Origin of the sequence: Bacillus paramobilis, assembly GCF_038096195.1 — a bacterium.
In the GTDB taxonomy this organism is placed as follows: Bacteria; Bacillota; Bacilli; order Bacillales; family Bacillaceae_G; genus Bacillus_A; species Bacillus_A mobilis.
On sequence record NZ_CP151108.1, the window covers coordinates 1629178 to 1646225 of the forward strand.

Below are 17048 nucleotides of genomic sequence, written 5' to 3' on the forward strand. Positions count from 1 at the left end.
TAGACTATATTTAATACAGAATTTTACGATGTTCCTTACAAATGAAAGTTTTTAGAAAGAGCCTAATGTAAGTATAGTGAGGAAGAAAAGTTGATTTTTCATTTCTAAAAACTGTATATTGAAGAGGAATATTCCTACATACGTAAAGGAGGGCTATAAATGAAACTAATGGAACAACAGTTACATGAGTTAGGTGGTTTACGAGTACATATTATTCCAACTGATAAATATAAAACAAATACTTTTGTATTTCGTTTGAAAGCACCTTTAAATGAGGAGACGGTGACAGAGCGTGCTCTATTGCCATACGTATTGCAAAGTGCGACAGAAAAGCTTCCTTCTGTAATTCGCCTTCGTCAATATTTAGAAGAATTATACGGATCGTCCTTGGCAGTAGATGTAAGTAAAAAAGGAGAAGACCATATCATCTCTATTTATGTAGACATTGCAAATGAAGTATATTTACATGATGCACCACCGTTATTTGAAAAAGCACTTTCTATGTTATCGGATATAGTTTTACATCCAGCAATAGAGGGGAATGGTTTTCTACCTTCTATCGTAGAAAGTGAAAAAAGAGCGCTCTTGCAACGAATTGAAGCTACGTATGATGATAAAATGCGCTATGCAAACGAGCGTTTAATTGAAGAAATGTGTAAAGTAGAACCGTATCGTTTAAGTGCAAATGGGAAAAAAGAGAGTGTTTCTTCTATTACAAGTGAAAGTTTGTATCAATATTATCAAAAAGTGTTAGCGGAAGATGAAATGGATCTATACATTATTGGTGATATTTCAAAAAACGCAGTTGATCTTGTAAATAAGTATTTTTCTATTTCAGCGCGTCCTGCGAGAGAAAGAAATGTACTTCTTCATAAGAGAAATAATGAAGAAAAAGAAGTTGTGGAAAAACAAGAATTAAAACAAAGTAAATTACACATCGGTTATCGTACGTTTATTACGTATAAAGACGAAGATTATTTTGCGCTGCAACTGTTCAATGGACTGTTTGGAGGATTTTCTCATTCGAAGTTATTCGTTAACGTTCGTGAAAAAAATAGTTTAGCGTACTATGCAGCATCTCGTTTTGAAAGTCATAAAGGCTTATTGTTTGTCATGTCAGGAATCGAAGCGAAAAATTATGAAAAAGCTGTTGAGATTATTAAAGAACAAATGTTAGCGATGCAAAATGGTGATTTTTCTGAAGAAGAGATGCACCAAACGAAAAGTGTCATTCAAAATCAAATATTAGAGGCTATTGATACACCGCGCGGGTTTGTGGAAATGCTGTATCATGGTATTATTTCAGAGCGTACACGTCCGGTTGAAGAATGGCTTACAGGTATTGAAAGTGTGACGAAAGAAGAGATTGTGAAAGTTGCTAAAAATATTGAACTAGATACAATTTACTTTTTACATGGAACGGAGGGAGAATAAATGGAGAAAATTGTTTATAAGCAATTAAAAGAGACACTCTATTATGAAAAACTTCCTAATGGATTAGATGTATATATTTTACCGAAGCAAGGATTTAATAAAACATTTGCCACGTTTACGACAAAATATGGTTCTGTGGATAATACATTTGTGCCATTAGGTAAAGAAGAAATGGTTCGTGTGCCTGATGGGATTGCTCATTTTCTTGAGCATAAATTATTTGAAAAAGAAGATCACGATGCGTTCCAATTGTTTAGTAAACAAGGAGCATCGGCAAATGCTTTCACATCTTTCACAAGAACAGCTTACCTTTTTTCATGTACATCAAATGTAGAACAAAATTTAAATACATTGCTAAACTTCGTACAAGAGCCTTACTTCTCTGAAAAAACAGTTGAAAAAGAGAAGGGGATTATTGGGCAAGAAATTCAAATGTATCAAGATAATCCAGATTGGCGTTTATACTTTGGATTAATTGATAGCTTGTTTGTAAAGCACCCAATTAAAATTGATATTGCAGGGACAATCGAGTCTATTAGCAAAATTACGAAAGACCTATTATATGAATGTTATGAAACATTTTATCATCCGAGCAATATGTTGCTATTTGTTGTGGGTGCAATTGATCCAGAGAAAACAATGGATTTAGTGCGTGAAAATCAAGCGAAAAAAGATTATAAAAACCAACCAGAAATTGTACGTTCATTTGAAGAAGAGCCAGATGAGGTAAATGAAAAGAAGAAAATTATTTCAATGCCTATACAAACACCTAAATGTTTAGTCGGTATTAAAGCGACAAATTTAAAAGAAAAAGGGGAAGCCCTTTTAAAACAAGAAATTGCGCTTACGCTACTTTTAGATTATTTATTTGGAAAAAGCTCCGTTCATTACGAATCTTTATATAACGAAGGGCTTATTGATGATTCGTTCTCGTATGATTATACGGAGGAGAATAACTTCGGTTTTGCAATGGTTGGCGGCGATACGAAGCAACCTGATGAGCTGGAAGAGCGTTTGAAAGATATTTTATTAAATACAAATTATGATCAATTAGATGAGTCGGCATTAGAACGAGTAAAGAAAAAGAAAATAGGTGGCTTTTTACGCTCCTTGAATTCACCGGAATATATTGCAAATCAATTTACACGATATGCGTTTAATGAATCGAGTCTGTTTGAGGCATTGACTGTATTAGAAAGTCTAACTGTTCAAGATTTACAAGAAGTGGCCAAATTATTATTATCAGAAGAGAAAATGAGTGTTTGTCAAGTTTTACCGAAAAAATAAAAGGTTTCATAATAATGTCCTCATCTTATCATTGATAAATTGTAAGATGAGGGTATTATTTATTTGTAGGAAAAAGATTTTGTTGAGATAAGAGAGGAATTATATGAAAAAGTATGCATTAGTAACTGGAGGAAGCGGAGGGATTGGTTCTGCTATTTCAAAACAATTAATTCAAGATGGATATACAGTATATGTTCATTATAATAACGGTGAAGAGAAAGTGAATGAGTTACAGAAAGAATGGGGTGAAGTGATTCCTGTTCAAGCGAATTTAGCTACTAGTGATGGAGCGGAGCGATTGTGGGAACAAATTGAACATCCCCTTGATGTTATCGTATATGCAGCTGGGAAGAGTATTTTTGGATTAGTAACAGATGTAACGAACGATGAATTAAATTATATGGTAGAACTTCAAGTGAAGAGCATCTATAAACTATTATCAATGGCATTACCAACTATGATTCAGCGGAGAAACGGTAATATTGTACTTATTTCGTCTATATGGGGCCAAATTGGCGCATCATGTGAAGTGCTTTACTCGATGGTAAAAGGTGCACAAAATTCATATGTGAAAGCTTTAGCAAAAGAAGTTTCATTAAGTGGATTAAGGGTTAACGCGGTGGCACCAGGTGCAATTGAAACGGAAATGTTACATGTATTTTCAGAAGAGGATAAGAATGAAATTGCTGAAGAGATTCCGTTAGGCCGATTAGGACTACCGGAAGAAGTAGCGAAAACAGTGTCATTCCTCGTATCACCAGGTGCATCTTACATAACTGGACAAATTATCGGAGTGAATGGTGGTTGGCATTGCTAAAAAATTGTTACATAAAAAATAAAAAACTGTGCAAATTAAGCATGATTCTATTACTAAGTAGTGAGGTGCTTAAACATGTCAGTTTTAGATAATTTTGATCAATGGAAGAGCTTTTTAGGAGAACGTTTAGAACAGGCATCAGGAAAAGGTCTTGATGGTGGTGCTGTATCAGATATGGCATTTCGTGTTGGAGATTATTTAGCAAATGAAGTAGAAGCGCGCAACGATCAAGAGAAATTATTGTCTGAGCTTTGGAAGGTTGCTGATGAACAAGAGCAACATACAATCGCAAACTTAATGGTGAAGTTTGTACAACATAAGTAAAAAATAGAGAGGAGATTCTCCTCTCTATTTTTTTTGTATAATAATAACGCGGGTTAGATTATACATTTAGCTTCCCTATTAAGGTGAAATCATATAATATAGTACGTAGGTGTAAAGTAAGCAAGGGGAGTGATCTTGGATGATTGAATGGTATTTTGAATATGAAATACATAAAAACCGACCTGGCTTGCTTGGTGACGTTTCTTCGTTAATCGGTATGCTCGGCATTAATATTGTCACAATTAATGGTGTAGATAATGCACGACGTGGATTACTCCTTATGTGTGATAATCAAGAGCAAATCTCTAGACTTGAATCAATTTTAAATACGATGGATAACATAACGGTAACGAAATATCGTCCGCCAAAGCTAAGGGATAAGTTAGCGGTTAGACATGGTAGGTACATACAACGAGATGCAGATGATAAGAAGACATTTCGATTTGTACGTGATGAATTAGGGTTACTTGTAGACTTTATGGCTGAAATAATGAAAAAAGAAGGTCATAAACTAATCGGGATACGAGGAATGCCTCGTGTCGGAAAAACAGAATCCATTGTTGCCGCAAGTGTTTGTGCAAATAAAAGATGGTTATTTGTATCATCTACTCTTATTAAGCAAACTGTTCGTAGTCAATTGATTGAAGATGAATATAGCGACGACAATATTTTCATCTTAGATGGAATCGTGTCAACAAAGCGTGCTAACGAAAGGCATTGGCAGCTTGTTCGTGAAATTATGAGATTACCTGCAACGAAAGTTGTGGAACATCCTGACGTATTTGTGAGTCAGTCAGAATACACATTGGATGATTTTGATTATATTATCGAGTTGCGTAACGATTATGATGAAGAAATTCAATATAATTTAGTAGATGAAATTGAGCAAGGTACGCAAAATAATTTCTCTATGTTTGACTTTTAAAGAAATATTGAGGTGTTAGTAGTGACAGAATTAGGACAAAAGCTGAAAGATGCAAGAGGAACGAAAGGCTTGTCTATTGATCAGCTGCATGAGATTACAAAAATTCAAAAACGCCATTTAGTAGCGATTGAGGAAGGCAATTATGATGTATTGCCAGGAGCTTTTTATGCGCGTGCATTCATTAAACAATACGCAGATGCGGTTGGCTTAAATGGAGAGGAACTGCTTGTAGAATATCAGAGTACGATACCACAATCTGAAAAACGCGACGTTCCACAAGTATCAACAGGACAAAAAACACAAGAAACAATGCAAAAATCTTCATCATGGCCAATTGCAGATCATATGCCAAAAATTTTAGTTGCGTTGTTAGTAATCGCATTTGGAGTGGTAATTTGGTTTGTTTTCCAAGCGTTAACTGGAAAAGGTGATGAGAAAGTTCCGAATTCTCAAAGTGAGAAAATTGAAGTTAAAAAAGCGGAAAACTCTCCGTTAGATACGAAGAAAGAAGAAGTGAAAGCGGAAGAGCCGAAAAAAGAGGAACCAAAGAAAGAAGAGCCAAAGAAAGAAGAACAACCCGCACAACCAACTGGACAACAAGAAGTAAAAGTAGTTGGAACAACTGGTATAGTATCTACTTTGGAAATTCATAATAATAAAACATTAGAACTGGAAATATCGAGTAAAGGTGCGAGTTATGTAGATGTTAAAGATGATGCGGGGAACGAAATTCTAAACACTACAGTACAAGAGGGCCAAGTAGAAAAACATGATGTATCAACAGTAAAAGAAGTGCGACTTAATATTGGAAATGCAACGAATGTTGAAGTTAAACTGAATGGCCAAGTGGTCGCTTACCCATTGGATACAGAAAAAGAACTTCACCAAAGATTGGTGATAAAAAACCAAGGGATAGAGCAACCAGCACAATAACAGTCATCGCTTCGATGACTTTTTTCAATGAACAAATGTTTTTGATATGATGGAGGAATAGCTGTGAATTTACCAAATAAAATTACAATATCTAGAATCTTCTTAATTCCAATTTTTATGGTAATTATGTTAGCGCCCTTTGATTGGGGTTCATACACAATTGGTGATGTTGATTTACCAATTCAACATTTAGTAGGGGCACTTATCTTTATTATTGCTTCGGCTACAGATTGGATTGATGGATATTACGCAAGAAAGTATAATCTTGTAACGAATTTAGGGAAGTTTCTTGACCCGTTAGCTGATAAATTACTTGTTTCAGCAGCACTTATCACGTTAGTTGAGATGCAATACGTACCTGCTTGGATCGTTATTGTAATTATAAGCCGTGAGTTTGCAGTAACAGGGTTACGCCTTGTACTTGCTGGAACAGGAGAAGTAGTGGCAGCAAATCAGTTAGGAAAAATTAAGACGTGGACACAAATTATTGCGATTGCAGCGTATTTATTACACGATGTACCTTTAAATTTAATCCATATCCCAGTTGCTGATATCTTTATATGGATTGCATTATTCTTTACTGTTATTTCAGGGTGGGATTATTTCTGGAAAAATAGAGCTGCTTTTGTAAACTCAAAATAGAAGTTTATGGGGGAATTGGGATGAATGCTGAAATTATTGCGGTTGGAACTGAATTATTACTTGGACAAATTGCAAATACAAATGCCCAGTTTTTATCTGAAAAGTTAGCTTCAATTGGAATTAATGTGTACTACCATACTGTAGTTGGAGATAATAACAAGCGATTACAGCAGGCAATTGAAGTTGCGGAAGAACGTGCTGACATGCTTATTTTCACAGGTGGATTAGGCCCGACAAAAGATGATTTGACGAAAGAAACGATATCTTCTAGTTTGGGTGGAGAGCTAGTGTATGATGAACAGGCATTAGCATCGATAAGCGATTATTTTAAGCGTACAGGTCGCGAGTTCACAGAGAATAATAAAAAGCAGGCGCTCGTTTTGAATGGAGCAACTGTATTTGCGAATGATCACGGTATGGCACCTGGTATGGGGTTAAATAAGAACGGGAAAGTTTATATTTTATTACCAGGACCACCGAAAGAGATGAAGCCGATGTATATAAGTTATGTAGAGCCTTTTTTACGTAACTTTACAACAGGAGAAAACATTTATTCTCGTGTGCTTCGCTTCTTCGGGATTGGGGAATCTCAATTAGAAGTGAAAGTTCAAGATTTAATTGATGGACAAACGAATCCGACAATCGCCCCACTTGCGAATGATGGAGAAGTGACACTACGTTTAACTGCCAAACATCAAAATGCTGATGAAGCGGCGAAACTCATTCAGCATATGGAAGATTTGATTTTAGAAAGAGTAGGAGAATTTTTCTACGGGTATGATCAAGAGTTTCTGCATGATAAGGCGATAGGGTTATTGAAGAAAAAAGGATTAACTTTAGCGTGTGCAGAAAGTTTAACCGGTGGTCTTTTTGGCAATCAAGTAACAGAAAGTGCTGGTGTGTCTTCAGTATTTAAAGGCGGTGTCATTTGTTATCATAATGATGTGAAGCAGCATGTTTTACATGTACCTGAGGGAGTGTTATCTACTGATGGTGCAGTTAGTAAAGAATGTGCTCGTTATCTTGCTGAAAATGTTAAGGGTTTATTAAAAGCAGATATCGGAATTAGCTTCACTGGGGTAGCAGGACCGGATGCTTCAGAACATAAAGAGCCGGGAACGGTATTTGTTGGATTGGCGATGAAGGATGAACCAACTGTAGTCTTTTCTCTTAATTTAAGTGGAAGTCGTCAACAAATTAGGGAACGTTCAGCGAAATATGGATTTTATCATTTATATAAAAAGCTAGAAGAGATATAAGTTTCTTCTAGCTTTTTTTTATGCTTAAATGCAGTTTTATTTAATGGAAAATAAAAAAATCGAATAAATGTTCGATTTTTGTTGGCAAATTGAATTGAAAATAGGTATAATAAGATTAGCAATTCAGTTAAGGAGGAATTTTGAATGAGTGATCGTCAAGCGGCATTAGATATGGCGTTAAAACAAATAGAGAAGCAATTCGGTAAAGGTTCAATTATGAAATTAGGAGAACAAGCGGAGCGTAGAGTTTCTACAATTTCAAGTGGTTCTTTAGCACTTGATGTGGCACTAGGGGTAGGCGGATACCCACGTGGCCGTATTATTGAAATTTACGGACCTGAAAGTTCAGGTAAAACAACAGTTTCATTACACGCAATCGCTGAAGTACAGCGTCAAGGTGGACAAGCAGCGTTCATTGATGCGGAGCATGCGATGGATCCTGTATATGCACAAAAATTAGGCGTTAACATAGATGAATTACTATTATCACAACCTGATACAGGGGAGCAAGGTTTAGAAATCGCAGAAGCACTTGTACGAAGTGGTGCGGTTGATATTATTGTAATTGACTCTGTAGCAGCTCTTGTACCGAAAGCTGAAATCGAAGGAGACATGGGTGACTCACACGTAGGTTTACAAGCTCGTTTAATGTCTCAAGCACTTCGTAAACTTTCAGGTGCAATTAATAAATCAAAAACAATCGCAATCTTTATTAACCAAATTCGTGAAAAAGTTGGGGTTATGTTCGGAAATCAACTACAAGTTGCTTAGTCAGAGTGTAGTACTTGAATCTTTATTTGTCTTCTTCATTTAAGTCTTTATAAGGGATTTCTTATAAGGAGAGATTAAAGTGGCGGTGACAATTGGAAATAGAACTTATCGAAACATAGAACAATGGCAAGTGGATTTTATTGCGACACATGCGGAGAGAAAATTAAAAGATATAGGTAAAGAAATTGATCTTGATGAAAGGCGAGTAGGTGAAATATTAAAGTTACTCGGAATTAAAAGAACCAGACATAGGAAGATTTACTTGCCTAAAACCGCAGAAGTTAAGCAAGAGTTAAAAAATCCATATTTATCACATGTTGAAATTGCCGTTAAGTATGGCGTATCCGATACATGTGTTGCTAAAAGGAGAAAAGAGCTTAATGTAAAGGTCAGAAAGAAAAATTATGATACTTTACTGGAACAACAGGTTGAACAGATATTGTTAAGCTTAGATTTGGCGTTCATTAAGCAAAAAAGAATCGATAAGTGGTCTATTGATTTCTACTTAGGTAGAAAATATTGTTTAGATGTCCATGGAAAATGGGCACACTCACTCAAAAAAATAAAAGAACGAGATAAAAGAAAACTTTTATTTATGAAAGAGAGCTGCTATAAATATCTTGTTATACATGAAGAAGAGCTAGCGAATAAAGAAAAAGTCACGCAAAAGATTAAGGAGTTTACCTTGGGTTTCCCTTGCTAGTGATAGCATGTTAAAAAACCTTGTGAACCTTATTGCCTAAGGGTGTAACTATTCATATAGTTGCTAACGGTGAAGCCCACCATTATTTAGGGTAATACCGTGCCAAGCTTCATATTTATATGGGGAAGGTGTAGAGACTACCGAAAAGGACTTTTAGTTAACTGAGTAGGGTACGGCAGATGATAGGCTACTGCTGGAAGTGCAAGGCTCTCTGTAAAGAGATGAAGAGATAGTCCGGACTATAGAGATGGAAAATCTATAGATAGTGCCAGAAACAACTCCAGGTGGTCGTGCGTTGAAATTCTATTCAACAGTTCGTCTTGAAGTACGTCGTGCGGAGCAATTAAAGCAAGGTAACGATATCGTTGGTAATAAAACGAAAGTAAAAGTAGTTAAGAATAAAGTAGCACCACCATTCCGTGTTGCTGAAGTTGATATTATGTACGGAGAAGGTATTTCAAGAGAAGGTGAAATCTTAGATATGGCTTCTGAACTTGATATCGTTCAAAAGAGTGGTGCTTGGTACTCTTATAATGAAGAGCGTTTAGGACAAGGTCGTGAAAATTCGAAGCAATTCTTAAAAGAGAATACGGATTTAAGAGAGGAAATTGCCTTCTTTGTTCGTGATCATCACGGAATTGGTGAAGACTCTGGTGTGGAAGACGCGGAAGATTCAAATCTTCAAGATTAAAAAATAAAAGACACGGGACCGTGTCTTTTATTTTTAATTATTATGAAAGCGTTGTATATCGTTGGAGAGAAAATATTTAATCTGCATAAAAGGCTATGTATAAAGAGGAATATATGCATGTTTTATATGAATAAACTGGAATTTACTAAGGTTTTCCAGGATAATATGCTGTCTGCTTTTTAAATTCATATATGAATTAGGGCTAAAGGTAAAGAAAGTAAAAGTAGACAACGCTTGACAATGAAAATTGCGATAGATACAATGAGAATGTATATTTTTTCTTATATACGAAACACTCTTCTCAAGAAGAGAAGTAATATTCGGAGTAAGACTTAAATCTTGCCGAAATAATAATATGACATTTTAATTGTGAAATGAAGAAAGTCCCTTAAAAAAGTGGGACGACGGTCTTTGCTGTATGTTGGTATTCAATGTACATGCCGACAGTCTTTTTTCATTCATAGCAAGGGGAGGTGAAATCATGAGTAGTACAGTTTGGATACTCATCTCCATTTTGCTTGCAACAGTCGGTGCAGTTGTTGGCTTTTTTGTTCGAAAGTCTATTGCTGAAGCGAAGATTAATGGTGCAGCTAATGAAGCGAAACGTATTCTAGACGAAGCGAATCGTGAGGCTGAAGCACTTAAGAAAGAAGCGCTTTTAGAAGCAAAGGATGAAATTCATACACTTCGTACAGAAGCTGAATTAGAAATTCGTGACCGTAGAAGCGAATTACAAAAACAAGAAAATCGTTTAATGCAAAAAGAAGAGAACCTTGATCGTAAAGACGAAACGCTCGATAAACGCGAGCTACAGTTAGAAAAGAAAGAGGATGCTCTTGTAGCGAGACAACAACAGATTGAAGAGTTGGAAAGCAAAGTGGGAGAGTTAGTTCAAAAGCAACAAACAGAATTAGAGCGCATTTCCAATCTGACACGCGAACAAGCGAAAGCAATTATTCTTGGTAAAGTAGAAAGTGAAGTTTCTCATGAAATTGCCGTAATGGTAAAAGAAAGTGAAGTTCGTGCGAAAGAAGAAGCGGATAAGAAAGCAAAAGAAATCTTATCTCTTGCAATGCAAAGATGTGCAGCTGATCATGTTGCTGAAACAACCGTTTCGGTTGTAAATCTTCCAAATGACGAAATGAAGGGACGTATTATCGGACGTGAAGGTCGAAATATTCGTACGTTAGAAACGTTAACAGGTATTGACCTTATTATCGATGATACACCAGAAGCGGTTATCCTTTCTGGATTCGACCCAATTCGTCGTGAAACAGCTCGTATCGCTCTTGATAAACTAGTACAGGACGGACGTATTCACCCAGCGCGTATTGAAGAGATGGTCGAAAAATCAAGACGTGAAGTGGACGAGTATATTCGCGAAGTCGGAGAGCAAACAACGTTTGAAGTGGGTGTTCACGGATTACATCCAGATTTAATTAAGATTTTAGGTCGTTTAAAATACCGTACAAGTTACGGACAAAACGTCTTAAAACACTCTATGGAAGTTGCATATTTAACTGGACTTATGGCAGCAGAGCTTGGTGAGGATGAAAAACTAGCAAGACGTGCTGGTCTATTACATGATATCGGTAAAGCGATTGACCATGAAGTAGAAGGTAGCCACGTTGAAATTGGTGTCGAACTCGCAACGAAGTATAAAGAGCATCCTGTAGTTATAAACAGTATTGCATCTCACCACGGGGACACAGAACCAACCTCTATCATTGCAGTTTTAGTTGCAGCAGCAGATGCATTATCAGCTGCAAGACCTGGAGCTCGTAGTGAAACGCTTGAGAACTATATTCGTCGTCTTGAAAAGTTAGAAGAGATTTCAGAGTCTTATGAAGGCGTAGAAAAATCTTTCGCAATTCAAGCAGGACGAGAAGTTCGTATTCTGGTAAAGCCAGATACAATTGATGATTTAGAAGCTCATCGTTTAGCTCGTGATATTCGAAAACGTATTGAAAATGAACTGGATTATCCAGGGCATATTAAAGTAACTGTTATTCGTGAAACACGTGCAGTGGAATACGCAAAATAAAGTGGTGAAACACCACTTTATTTTTTTGTGTTGGAATTGGTTAAAATAAAGGAAATTAGCATACAAGTGAAACAAACTTATCATACATATATGGTAAGGAAATCACTTGGATCTATAGTAATAAAAAATGTAGTACATAGGAAGGGTAAGACATATGAGAATATTATTTGTTGGGGATGTAGTAGGATCTCCTGGTAGAGGTATGATTCAACAATACGTACCGGCATTAAAGAAAAAATATACACCTACAGTAACCATTATTAATGGAGAAAATGCAGCAGGTGGACGTGGAATTACGGAAAAAATATATCGAAACTTTTTAGAATGCGGAGCACAAGCGGTTACACTTGGAAACCACGCTTGGGATAACCGTGAAGTATTTGAATTTATTGATGACGCAAAATATCTTGCAAGACCAGCTAACTTCCCAGAAGGAACTCCAGGAAAAGGACTTATCTTTGTGAATTGCAATGGAACAGAAGTTGCAGTTATTAACTTACAAGGACGTACATTCCTTCCTCCAATTGATTGCCCATTCCGTAAAGTGGATGAATTAATTAACATTGCAAAAAAACGTACGAATATTATCTTTATTGATTTTCATGCGGAAACTACAAGTGAAAAACAAGCGTTAGGTTGGTATGTAGATGGTCGTGCTACAGCAGTAGTAGGTACACATACACATGTTCCTACAGCAGATAATCGTATTTTACCAAGCGGGACGGCATATATCACAGATGTTGGTATGACAGGGCCTTACGATGGGATTTTAGGTATGGATCGAGAAGCGGTATTGAAGAAATTTTTAACAAACTTACCAGTACGATTTGAAGTGACAAGTGGTAGAACGCAATTAAGTGCAGTGCTAGTTGATGTGGATCCTAATACAGGAAAAGCTAAGAAAATTCAGCGTATCTTAATTAATGATGATCAACCGTTTTTTGAGTAATTCCTAGGTAAAATTAGAAAAGTTATTATTTTTTAATTTTTTAGAAAAATTGCAGAAATTTAGCAGGAATACGCGTCATTCCTCGTGAATATAAGTTAAAGTGAAATAATTGCTAATACTTTTTATAGAAACGAGGAGGAAACGCGGAATGGAAATATTAAAAGTTAAAGCAACGTCGGTCCCTAATTCTGTAGCTGGTGCACTTGCAGGTGTTATTCGCGAACGCGGAACAGCAGAAATTCAAGCCATTGGTGCAGGTGCATTGAACCAAGCGGTAAAGGCAGTAGCAATTGCAAGAGGATTTGTAGCGCCTAGTGGTTTGGACCTGATTTGTATCCCAGCGTTCACAGATATTATGATTGATGGGGAAGAGCGTACAGCAATAAAATTAATTGTAGAACCTCGTTAAGTTTAAACAACCTGTTTGCAGTATGCAAACAGGTTGTTTTTATAATGGAGGAATGGAAATGAAAATTTTTGATGCTCATTGTGATGTACTCTTTCAGTTATGGAGTGCACAGGGGAAAAAGGATTTTAAAAACGATCCGAAATTACATATTACATTTGAACAATTAAAGAAAAGAAAAGGGAGTATACAATGTTTTGCTATATATGTGCCAGAAACGGTGCTATATGAAAAACGCTTTGAAGTGGCATTACAAATGGTAGATATTTTTTATAATGAAATTTTATCATTACCGGGTGTGAAGGTTATTCAGACAAAAGATGATATTAACATGTTAAAACAGGACGAGATTGGAGCGATATTAACACTAGAAGGATGCGAAGCAATTGGAAAAGAGGCAATGAAATTACGGTTGTTTTATCGTCTAGGAGTACGTTCTTTTGGGCTAACATGGAATTATGCCAATCTATTAGCTGATGGTGCACTAGAGACACGTGAGGCGGGTTTAACGACTTTTGGTAAACATGTTGTACAAGAACTTAATACGTTACATGTATGGACTGATGTATCTCATCTAAATGAAAGAAGCTTTTGGGATGTGATAGAAATTGCAAAAAATCCTATTGCCTCCCATTCAAATTGTACGAAACTTTGTCAGCACCCACGTAATTTAAACGATGAACAACTTAGAGCTCTTATAAAGCGAAATAGCATGATCGGTGTTACTTTTGTACCACAGTTTCTAACAAGTGAAAAACAAGCGAATATAGCGGATATAGTAAAACATATCGAATATATTTGTTCATTAGGTGGAGAGAACAATATAGGATTTGGTTCCGATTTTGATGGGATATTAGAAACAGTTGTAAATGTATCAGCGTATAGAGAATACGAAAATGTAATGAATGAGCTGTGTAAACACTATGCAGCATCTACTGTAGAGCGATTTTTATATGATAATTTTGTGGAACATATAAGCTTTTAAGATTTTTGTTTTAAAAATCCAGAAAAATTAGAATTAATTCATTTGATATTATTGTTTTTTTTAAGACCTAATACTAGAATGAAAAACAAAATAGCTTTATACTAAAGATTCAGGGAAATCAGAAGAGGCATAATTTGCGTCCGTTGTAGTTTATTTGTATAAAAAATGCTAAACTATTACTGTAAAAAAATACACTACAATGAATGCAGCCAAAAGGGGTGTAGGAGATGATTAGTCAACTTTCATGGAAAGTTGGAGGCCAACAAGGTGAAGGAATTGAAAGTACAGGAGAAATCTTCTGTATTGCATTAAACCGATTAGGATATTACCTATACGGTTACCGCCACTTCTCATCACGTATTAAAGGCGGCCATACAAATAATAAAATTCGTGTAAGTACAACAGAAGTACGTGCGATCTCAGATGATTTAGATATTTTAATTGCTTTTGATCAAGAAACTATTGATTTTAACTTCCACGAACTACGTCCAGGTGGAATTGTAGTTGCGGATGCGAAATTTAATCCGACAATACCTGATAATACAGATGTAAATCTATATGTGATACCGTTTACAGATATTGCTTCAGAATTAGGCACATCATTAATGAAAAACATGGTTGCTGTTGGGGCATCAAGTGCGGTATTAGGATTAGATGAAACAGCTTATTTAGATGTTGTTGAAGAGATCTTTGGTCGTAAAGGAGAGCAAGTTGTTCAAAAGAATATGGACGCAATTAAGCGCGGCTCTCAATATATGAAAGAATTGCTAGGTGAGAAAGTAAACATGATGCAGCTTGAAAAAGCTGATGGTAAGAAACGTATGTTTATGATTGGAAACGATGCAATCGCATTTGGTGCGGTAGCTGGTGGTGCTCGCTTTATGTCTGCATATCCAATTACACCTGCATCTGAAATTATGGAATACTTAATCAAAAAATTGCCAAAAGTTGGCGGGACAGTAATCCAAACTGAGGATGAAATCGCAGCTTGTACAATGGCAATCGGTGCAAACTATGCTGGTGTTCGTACATTAACCGCATCTGCTGGTCCGGGTCTATCTTTAATGATGGAAGCGATTGGTTTAGCAGGTATTACAGAAACACCATTAGTAATTGTTGATACACAACGTGGTGGTCCAAGTACAGGATTACCAACGAAACAAGAGCAGTCTGATTTAATGGCGATGATTTACGGTACGCACGGTGAGATTCCAAAAATCGTCATGGCGCCAAGTACAGTTGAAGAAGCTTTCTATGATATTGTAGAAGCATTTAACCTAGCTGAAGAATATCAAGTTCCTGTTATTTTCTTAACGGATTTACAGCTTTCTTTAGGAAAACAAACGGTAGAGCCGCTTACGTTAGATAAAGTGGAAATTCGTCGCGGTAAGCTTGATTTAGAAGCGGAATTACCAGAACGTGAAAATAAAGCATACTTCAAGCGTTATGAAGTAACAGAAGATGGCGTTTCACCACGTGTTTTACCTGGTATGAAAAATGGTGTTCACCATGTTACAGGTGTAGAACATGATGAAACGGGTAAACCATCTGAATCAGCAATAAACCGTAAAGATCAAATGGACAAACGTTTCCGTAAAATGGAGAACTTGAAGTTTAATACCCCTGTTTATAAAAATGTTAAGCATGAAGAAGCAGACGTATTGCTTGTTGGATTTAACTCAACTCGTGGTGCGATCGAAGAAGCAATGGAGCGCTTAGAACAAGAGGGTATGAAAGTAAACCATGCTCATGTGCGTTTAATTCACCCGTTCCCAACAGCTGAAATCGATCCACTTGTGAAAAATGCGAAGCGTGTTGTAGTGGTAGAAAACAACGCAACAGGTCAGCTTGCTAACATTATGAAAATGAATCTTGGTAACGGTGAGAAAATTTCTAGTCTTTTAAAATATGATGGGAACCCATTCTTGCCGAAAGAGATTTACAACGAATGCAAAAAAGGGGTTGTATTAAATGGCAACATTTAAGGACTTTCGTAACAGTGTAAAACCAAACTGGTGCCCAGGTTGCGGAGACTTCTCGGTGCAAGCTGCAATTCAACGTGCGGCAGCTAACGTTGGCTTAAATCCAGATGAACTTGCTGTTATTTCTGGTATCGGCTGTTCAGGTCGTATTTCAGGTTATATTAATTCGTACGGTGTGCATAGTATTCATGGTCGTGCCCTTCCGATTGCACAAGGTGTGAAAATGGCAAATCGTGATTTAACAGTTATCGCATCAGGTGGTGACGGTGATGGATTTGCGATTGGTATGGGACATACAATCCATTCTATTCGTCGTAACATCGACATTACGTACATCGTAATGGATAACCAAATTTACGGATTAACAAAAGGGCAAACTTCACCACGTAGTGAAGCTGGATTTAAAACGAAGAGCACACCACAAGGTTCAATTGAGCCATCACTAAATGTTATGGAAATGGCTTTAACAGCTGGTGCGACATTTGTGGCGCAAAGCTTTTCAAGTGATTTAAAAGAATTAACACAAATTATTGAAGCTGGTATTAACCATAAAGGTTTTTCATTAATTAACGTATACAGTCCATGTGTTACTTACAATAAAGTAAATACTTACGATTGGTTTAAAGAGAATTTAACAAAACTAAGTACAGTAGAGGGATATGATCCGTCTAATCGCATGATGGCTATGCAAACGTTAATGGAAAATAACGGATTAGTAACAGGTTTAATTTATCAAAATACAGCGCAACCTTCATACCAAGAACTTGTAAAAGGCTATAGTGAGAAGCCTTTAGTGCAAGCTGATTTAAATATGGATCAGAAAATGTTTGATGAACTTGTTGCTGAATTTATGTAATATAAGAAGAGGAGGTTGCCATGTGGCAACCTTTTTTTAT

General features: G+C 36.4%; 15 protein-coding genes and 2 pseudogenes. All 17 read left to right on the forward strand.

Annotation, left to right across the window (positions count from 1 at the left end; all coding sequences use genetic code 11):
* Nucleotides 1-159 precede the first annotated feature (159 nt).
* The 17 genes and pseudogenes from yfmF to AABL52_RS08635 all read left to right on the forward strand — a co-directional run bounded on the left by yfmF (nt 160) and on the right by AABL52_RS08635 (nt 17008).
* Nucleotides 160-1434, forward strand: coding sequence for an EF-P 5-aminopentanol modification-associated protein YfmF (gene yfmF / locus AABL52_RS08555; protein ID WP_341519158.1), 1275 nt, complete (start codon nt 160-162; stop codon nt 1432-1434).
* Nucleotides 1435-2721: an EF-P 5-aminopentanol modification-associated protein YfmH gene (gene yfmH / locus AABL52_RS08560; RefSeq protein ID WP_341519159.1), complete on the forward strand. Its 1287-nt coding sequence runs from the start codon at nt 1435-1437 to the stop codon at nt 2719-2721.
* A 103-nt stretch (nt 2722-2824) separates the two neighbouring features.
* Nucleotides 2825-3538 (forward strand): elongation factor P 5-aminopentanone reductase, encoded by a 714-nt coding sequence (ymfI, locus tag AABL52_RS08565; protein ID WP_097844222.1) that lies wholly within the window; start codon nt 2825-2827, stop codon nt 3536-3538.
* Nucleotides 3539-3613: 75 nt separating this feature from the next.
* The gene (locus AABL52_RS08570; RefSeq protein WP_000114455.1) at nt 3614-3862 is read left to right on the forward strand and encodes a DUF3243 domain-containing protein; all 249 of its coding nucleotides are present in this window, start codon (nt 3614-3616) and stop codon (nt 3860-3862) included.
* Nucleotides 3863-4001: 139 nt separating this feature from the next.
* A complete protein-coding gene (locus AABL52_RS08575) occupies nt 4002-4787 on the forward strand; it encodes a DUF3388 domain-containing protein (RefSeq protein WP_000574107.1) in 786 nt (261 codons plus the stop codon).
* A 21-nt stretch (nt 4788-4808) separates the two neighbouring features.
* On the forward strand, nt 4809-5720 hold the full coding sequence (locus tag AABL52_RS08580) for a helix-turn-helix domain-containing protein (protein WP_097844223.1): 912 nt from the start codon (nt 4809-4811) through the stop codon (nt 5718-5720).
* Nucleotides 5721-5783: 63 nt separating this feature from the next.
* Nucleotides 5784-6362, forward strand: a complete 579-nt coding sequence (gene pgsA, locus AABL52_RS08585) for a CDP-diacylglycerol--glycerol-3-phosphate 3-phosphatidyltransferase (RefSeq protein ID WP_001052972.1) — start codon at nt 5784-5786, stop codon at nt 6360-6362.
* A 20-nt stretch (nt 6363-6382) separates the two neighbouring features.
* Nucleotides 6383-7621, forward strand: coding sequence for a competence/damage-inducible protein CinA (gene cinA, locus AABL52_RS08590; RefSeq protein ID WP_097844225.1), 1239 nt, complete (start codon nt 6383-6385; stop codon nt 7619-7621).
* Between the two features lie 144 nt (nt 7622-7765).
* Nucleotides 7766-8374: pseudogene (gene recA, locus AABL52_RS08595) on the forward strand (recombinase RecA); the annotation flags it as partial.
* 97 nt (nt 8375-8471) lie between these two features.
* Complete coding sequence (locus tag AABL52_RS08600) at nt 8472-9095, forward strand: topoisomerase I (protein ID WP_341519160.1); 624 nt, start codon at nt 8472-8474, stop codon at nt 9093-9095.
* 268 nt (nt 9096-9363) lie between these two features.
* Nucleotides 9364-9786 (forward strand): annotated as a pseudogene (locus AABL52_RS08605) (recombinase RecA); the annotation flags it as partial.
* Nucleotides 9787-10267: 481 nt separating this feature from the next.
* Complete coding sequence (gene rny / locus AABL52_RS08610) at nt 10268-11830, forward strand: ribonuclease Y (RefSeq protein WP_341519161.1); 1563 nt, start codon at nt 10268-10270, stop codon at nt 11828-11830.
* Between the two features lie 154 nt (nt 11831-11984).
* Complete coding sequence (locus AABL52_RS08615) at nt 11985-12779, forward strand: TIGR00282 family metallophosphoesterase (RefSeq protein WP_001221093.1); 795 nt, start codon at nt 11985-11987, stop codon at nt 12777-12779.
* 148 nt (nt 12780-12927) lie between these two features.
* The gene (gene spoVS / locus AABL52_RS08620) at nt 12928-13188 is read left to right on the forward strand and encodes a stage V sporulation protein SpoVS (RefSeq protein ID WP_000404341.1); all 261 of its coding nucleotides are present in this window, start codon (nt 12928-12930) and stop codon (nt 13186-13188) included.
* Nucleotides 13189-13246: 58 nt separating this feature from the next.
* Nucleotides 13247-14170, forward strand: a complete 924-nt coding sequence (locus AABL52_RS08625) for a dipeptidase (protein WP_341519162.1) — start codon at nt 13247-13249, stop codon at nt 14168-14170.
* Between the two features lie 227 nt (nt 14171-14397).
* Entirely contained in the window at nt 14398-16155 is a 1758-nt protein-coding gene (locus AABL52_RS08630) for a 2-oxoacid:acceptor oxidoreductase subunit alpha (RefSeq protein WP_000625413.1), read from the forward strand.
* A complete protein-coding gene (locus AABL52_RS08635) occupies nt 16142-17008 on the forward strand; it encodes a 2-oxoacid:ferredoxin oxidoreductase subunit beta (RefSeq protein WP_000190158.1) in 867 nt (288 codons plus the stop codon). The genes AABL52_RS08630 and AABL52_RS08635 overlap by 14 nt, the downstream gene beginning before the upstream one ends.
* Nucleotides 17009-17048 lie beyond the last annotated feature (40 nt).

Excerpts from the sequence above, each read along its gene's own strand:
- yfmF (WP_341519158.1), top strand. The coding sequence starts at position 160 with ATGAAACTAATGGAACAACAGTTACATGAGTTAGGTGGTTTACGAGTA.
- yfmH (WP_341519159.1), top strand. The coding sequence starts at position 1,435 with ATGGAGAAAATTGTTTATAAGCAATTAAAAGAGACACTCTATTATGAA.
- ymfI (WP_097844222.1), top strand. The coding sequence starts at position 2,825 with ATGAAAAAGTATGCATTAGTAACTGGAGGAAGCGGAGGGATTGGTTCT.
- AABL52_RS08570 (WP_000114455.1), top strand. The coding sequence starts at position 3,614 with ATGTCAGTTTTAGATAATTTTGATCAATGGAAGAGCTTTTTAGGAGAA.
- AABL52_RS08575 (WP_000574107.1), top strand. The coding sequence starts at position 4,002 with ATGATTGAATGGTATTTTGAATATGAAATACATAAAAACCGACCTGGC.
- cinA (WP_097844225.1), top strand. The coding sequence starts at position 6,383 with ATGAATGCTGAAATTATTGCGGTTGGAACTGAATTATTACTTGGACAA.
- rny (WP_341519161.1), top strand. The coding sequence starts at position 10,268 with ATGAGTAGTACAGTTTGGATACTCATCTCCATTTTGCTTGCAACAGTC.
- AABL52_RS08615 (WP_001221093.1), top strand. The coding sequence starts at position 11,985 with ATGAGAATATTATTTGTTGGGGATGTAGTAGGATCTCCTGGTAGAGGT.
- spoVS (WP_000404341.1), top strand. The coding sequence starts at position 12,928 with ATGGAAATATTAAAAGTTAAAGCAACGTCGGTCCCTAATTCTGTAGCT.
- AABL52_RS08625 (WP_341519162.1), top strand. The coding sequence starts at position 13,247 with ATGAAAATTTTTGATGCTCATTGTGATGTACTCTTTCAGTTATGGAGT.
- AABL52_RS08630 (WP_000625413.1), top strand. The coding sequence starts at position 14,398 with ATGATTAGTCAACTTTCATGGAAAGTTGGAGGCCAACAAGGTGAAGGA.
- AABL52_RS08635 (WP_000190158.1), top strand. The coding sequence starts at position 16,142 with ATGGCAACATTTAAGGACTTTCGTAACAGTGTAAAACCAAACTGGTGC.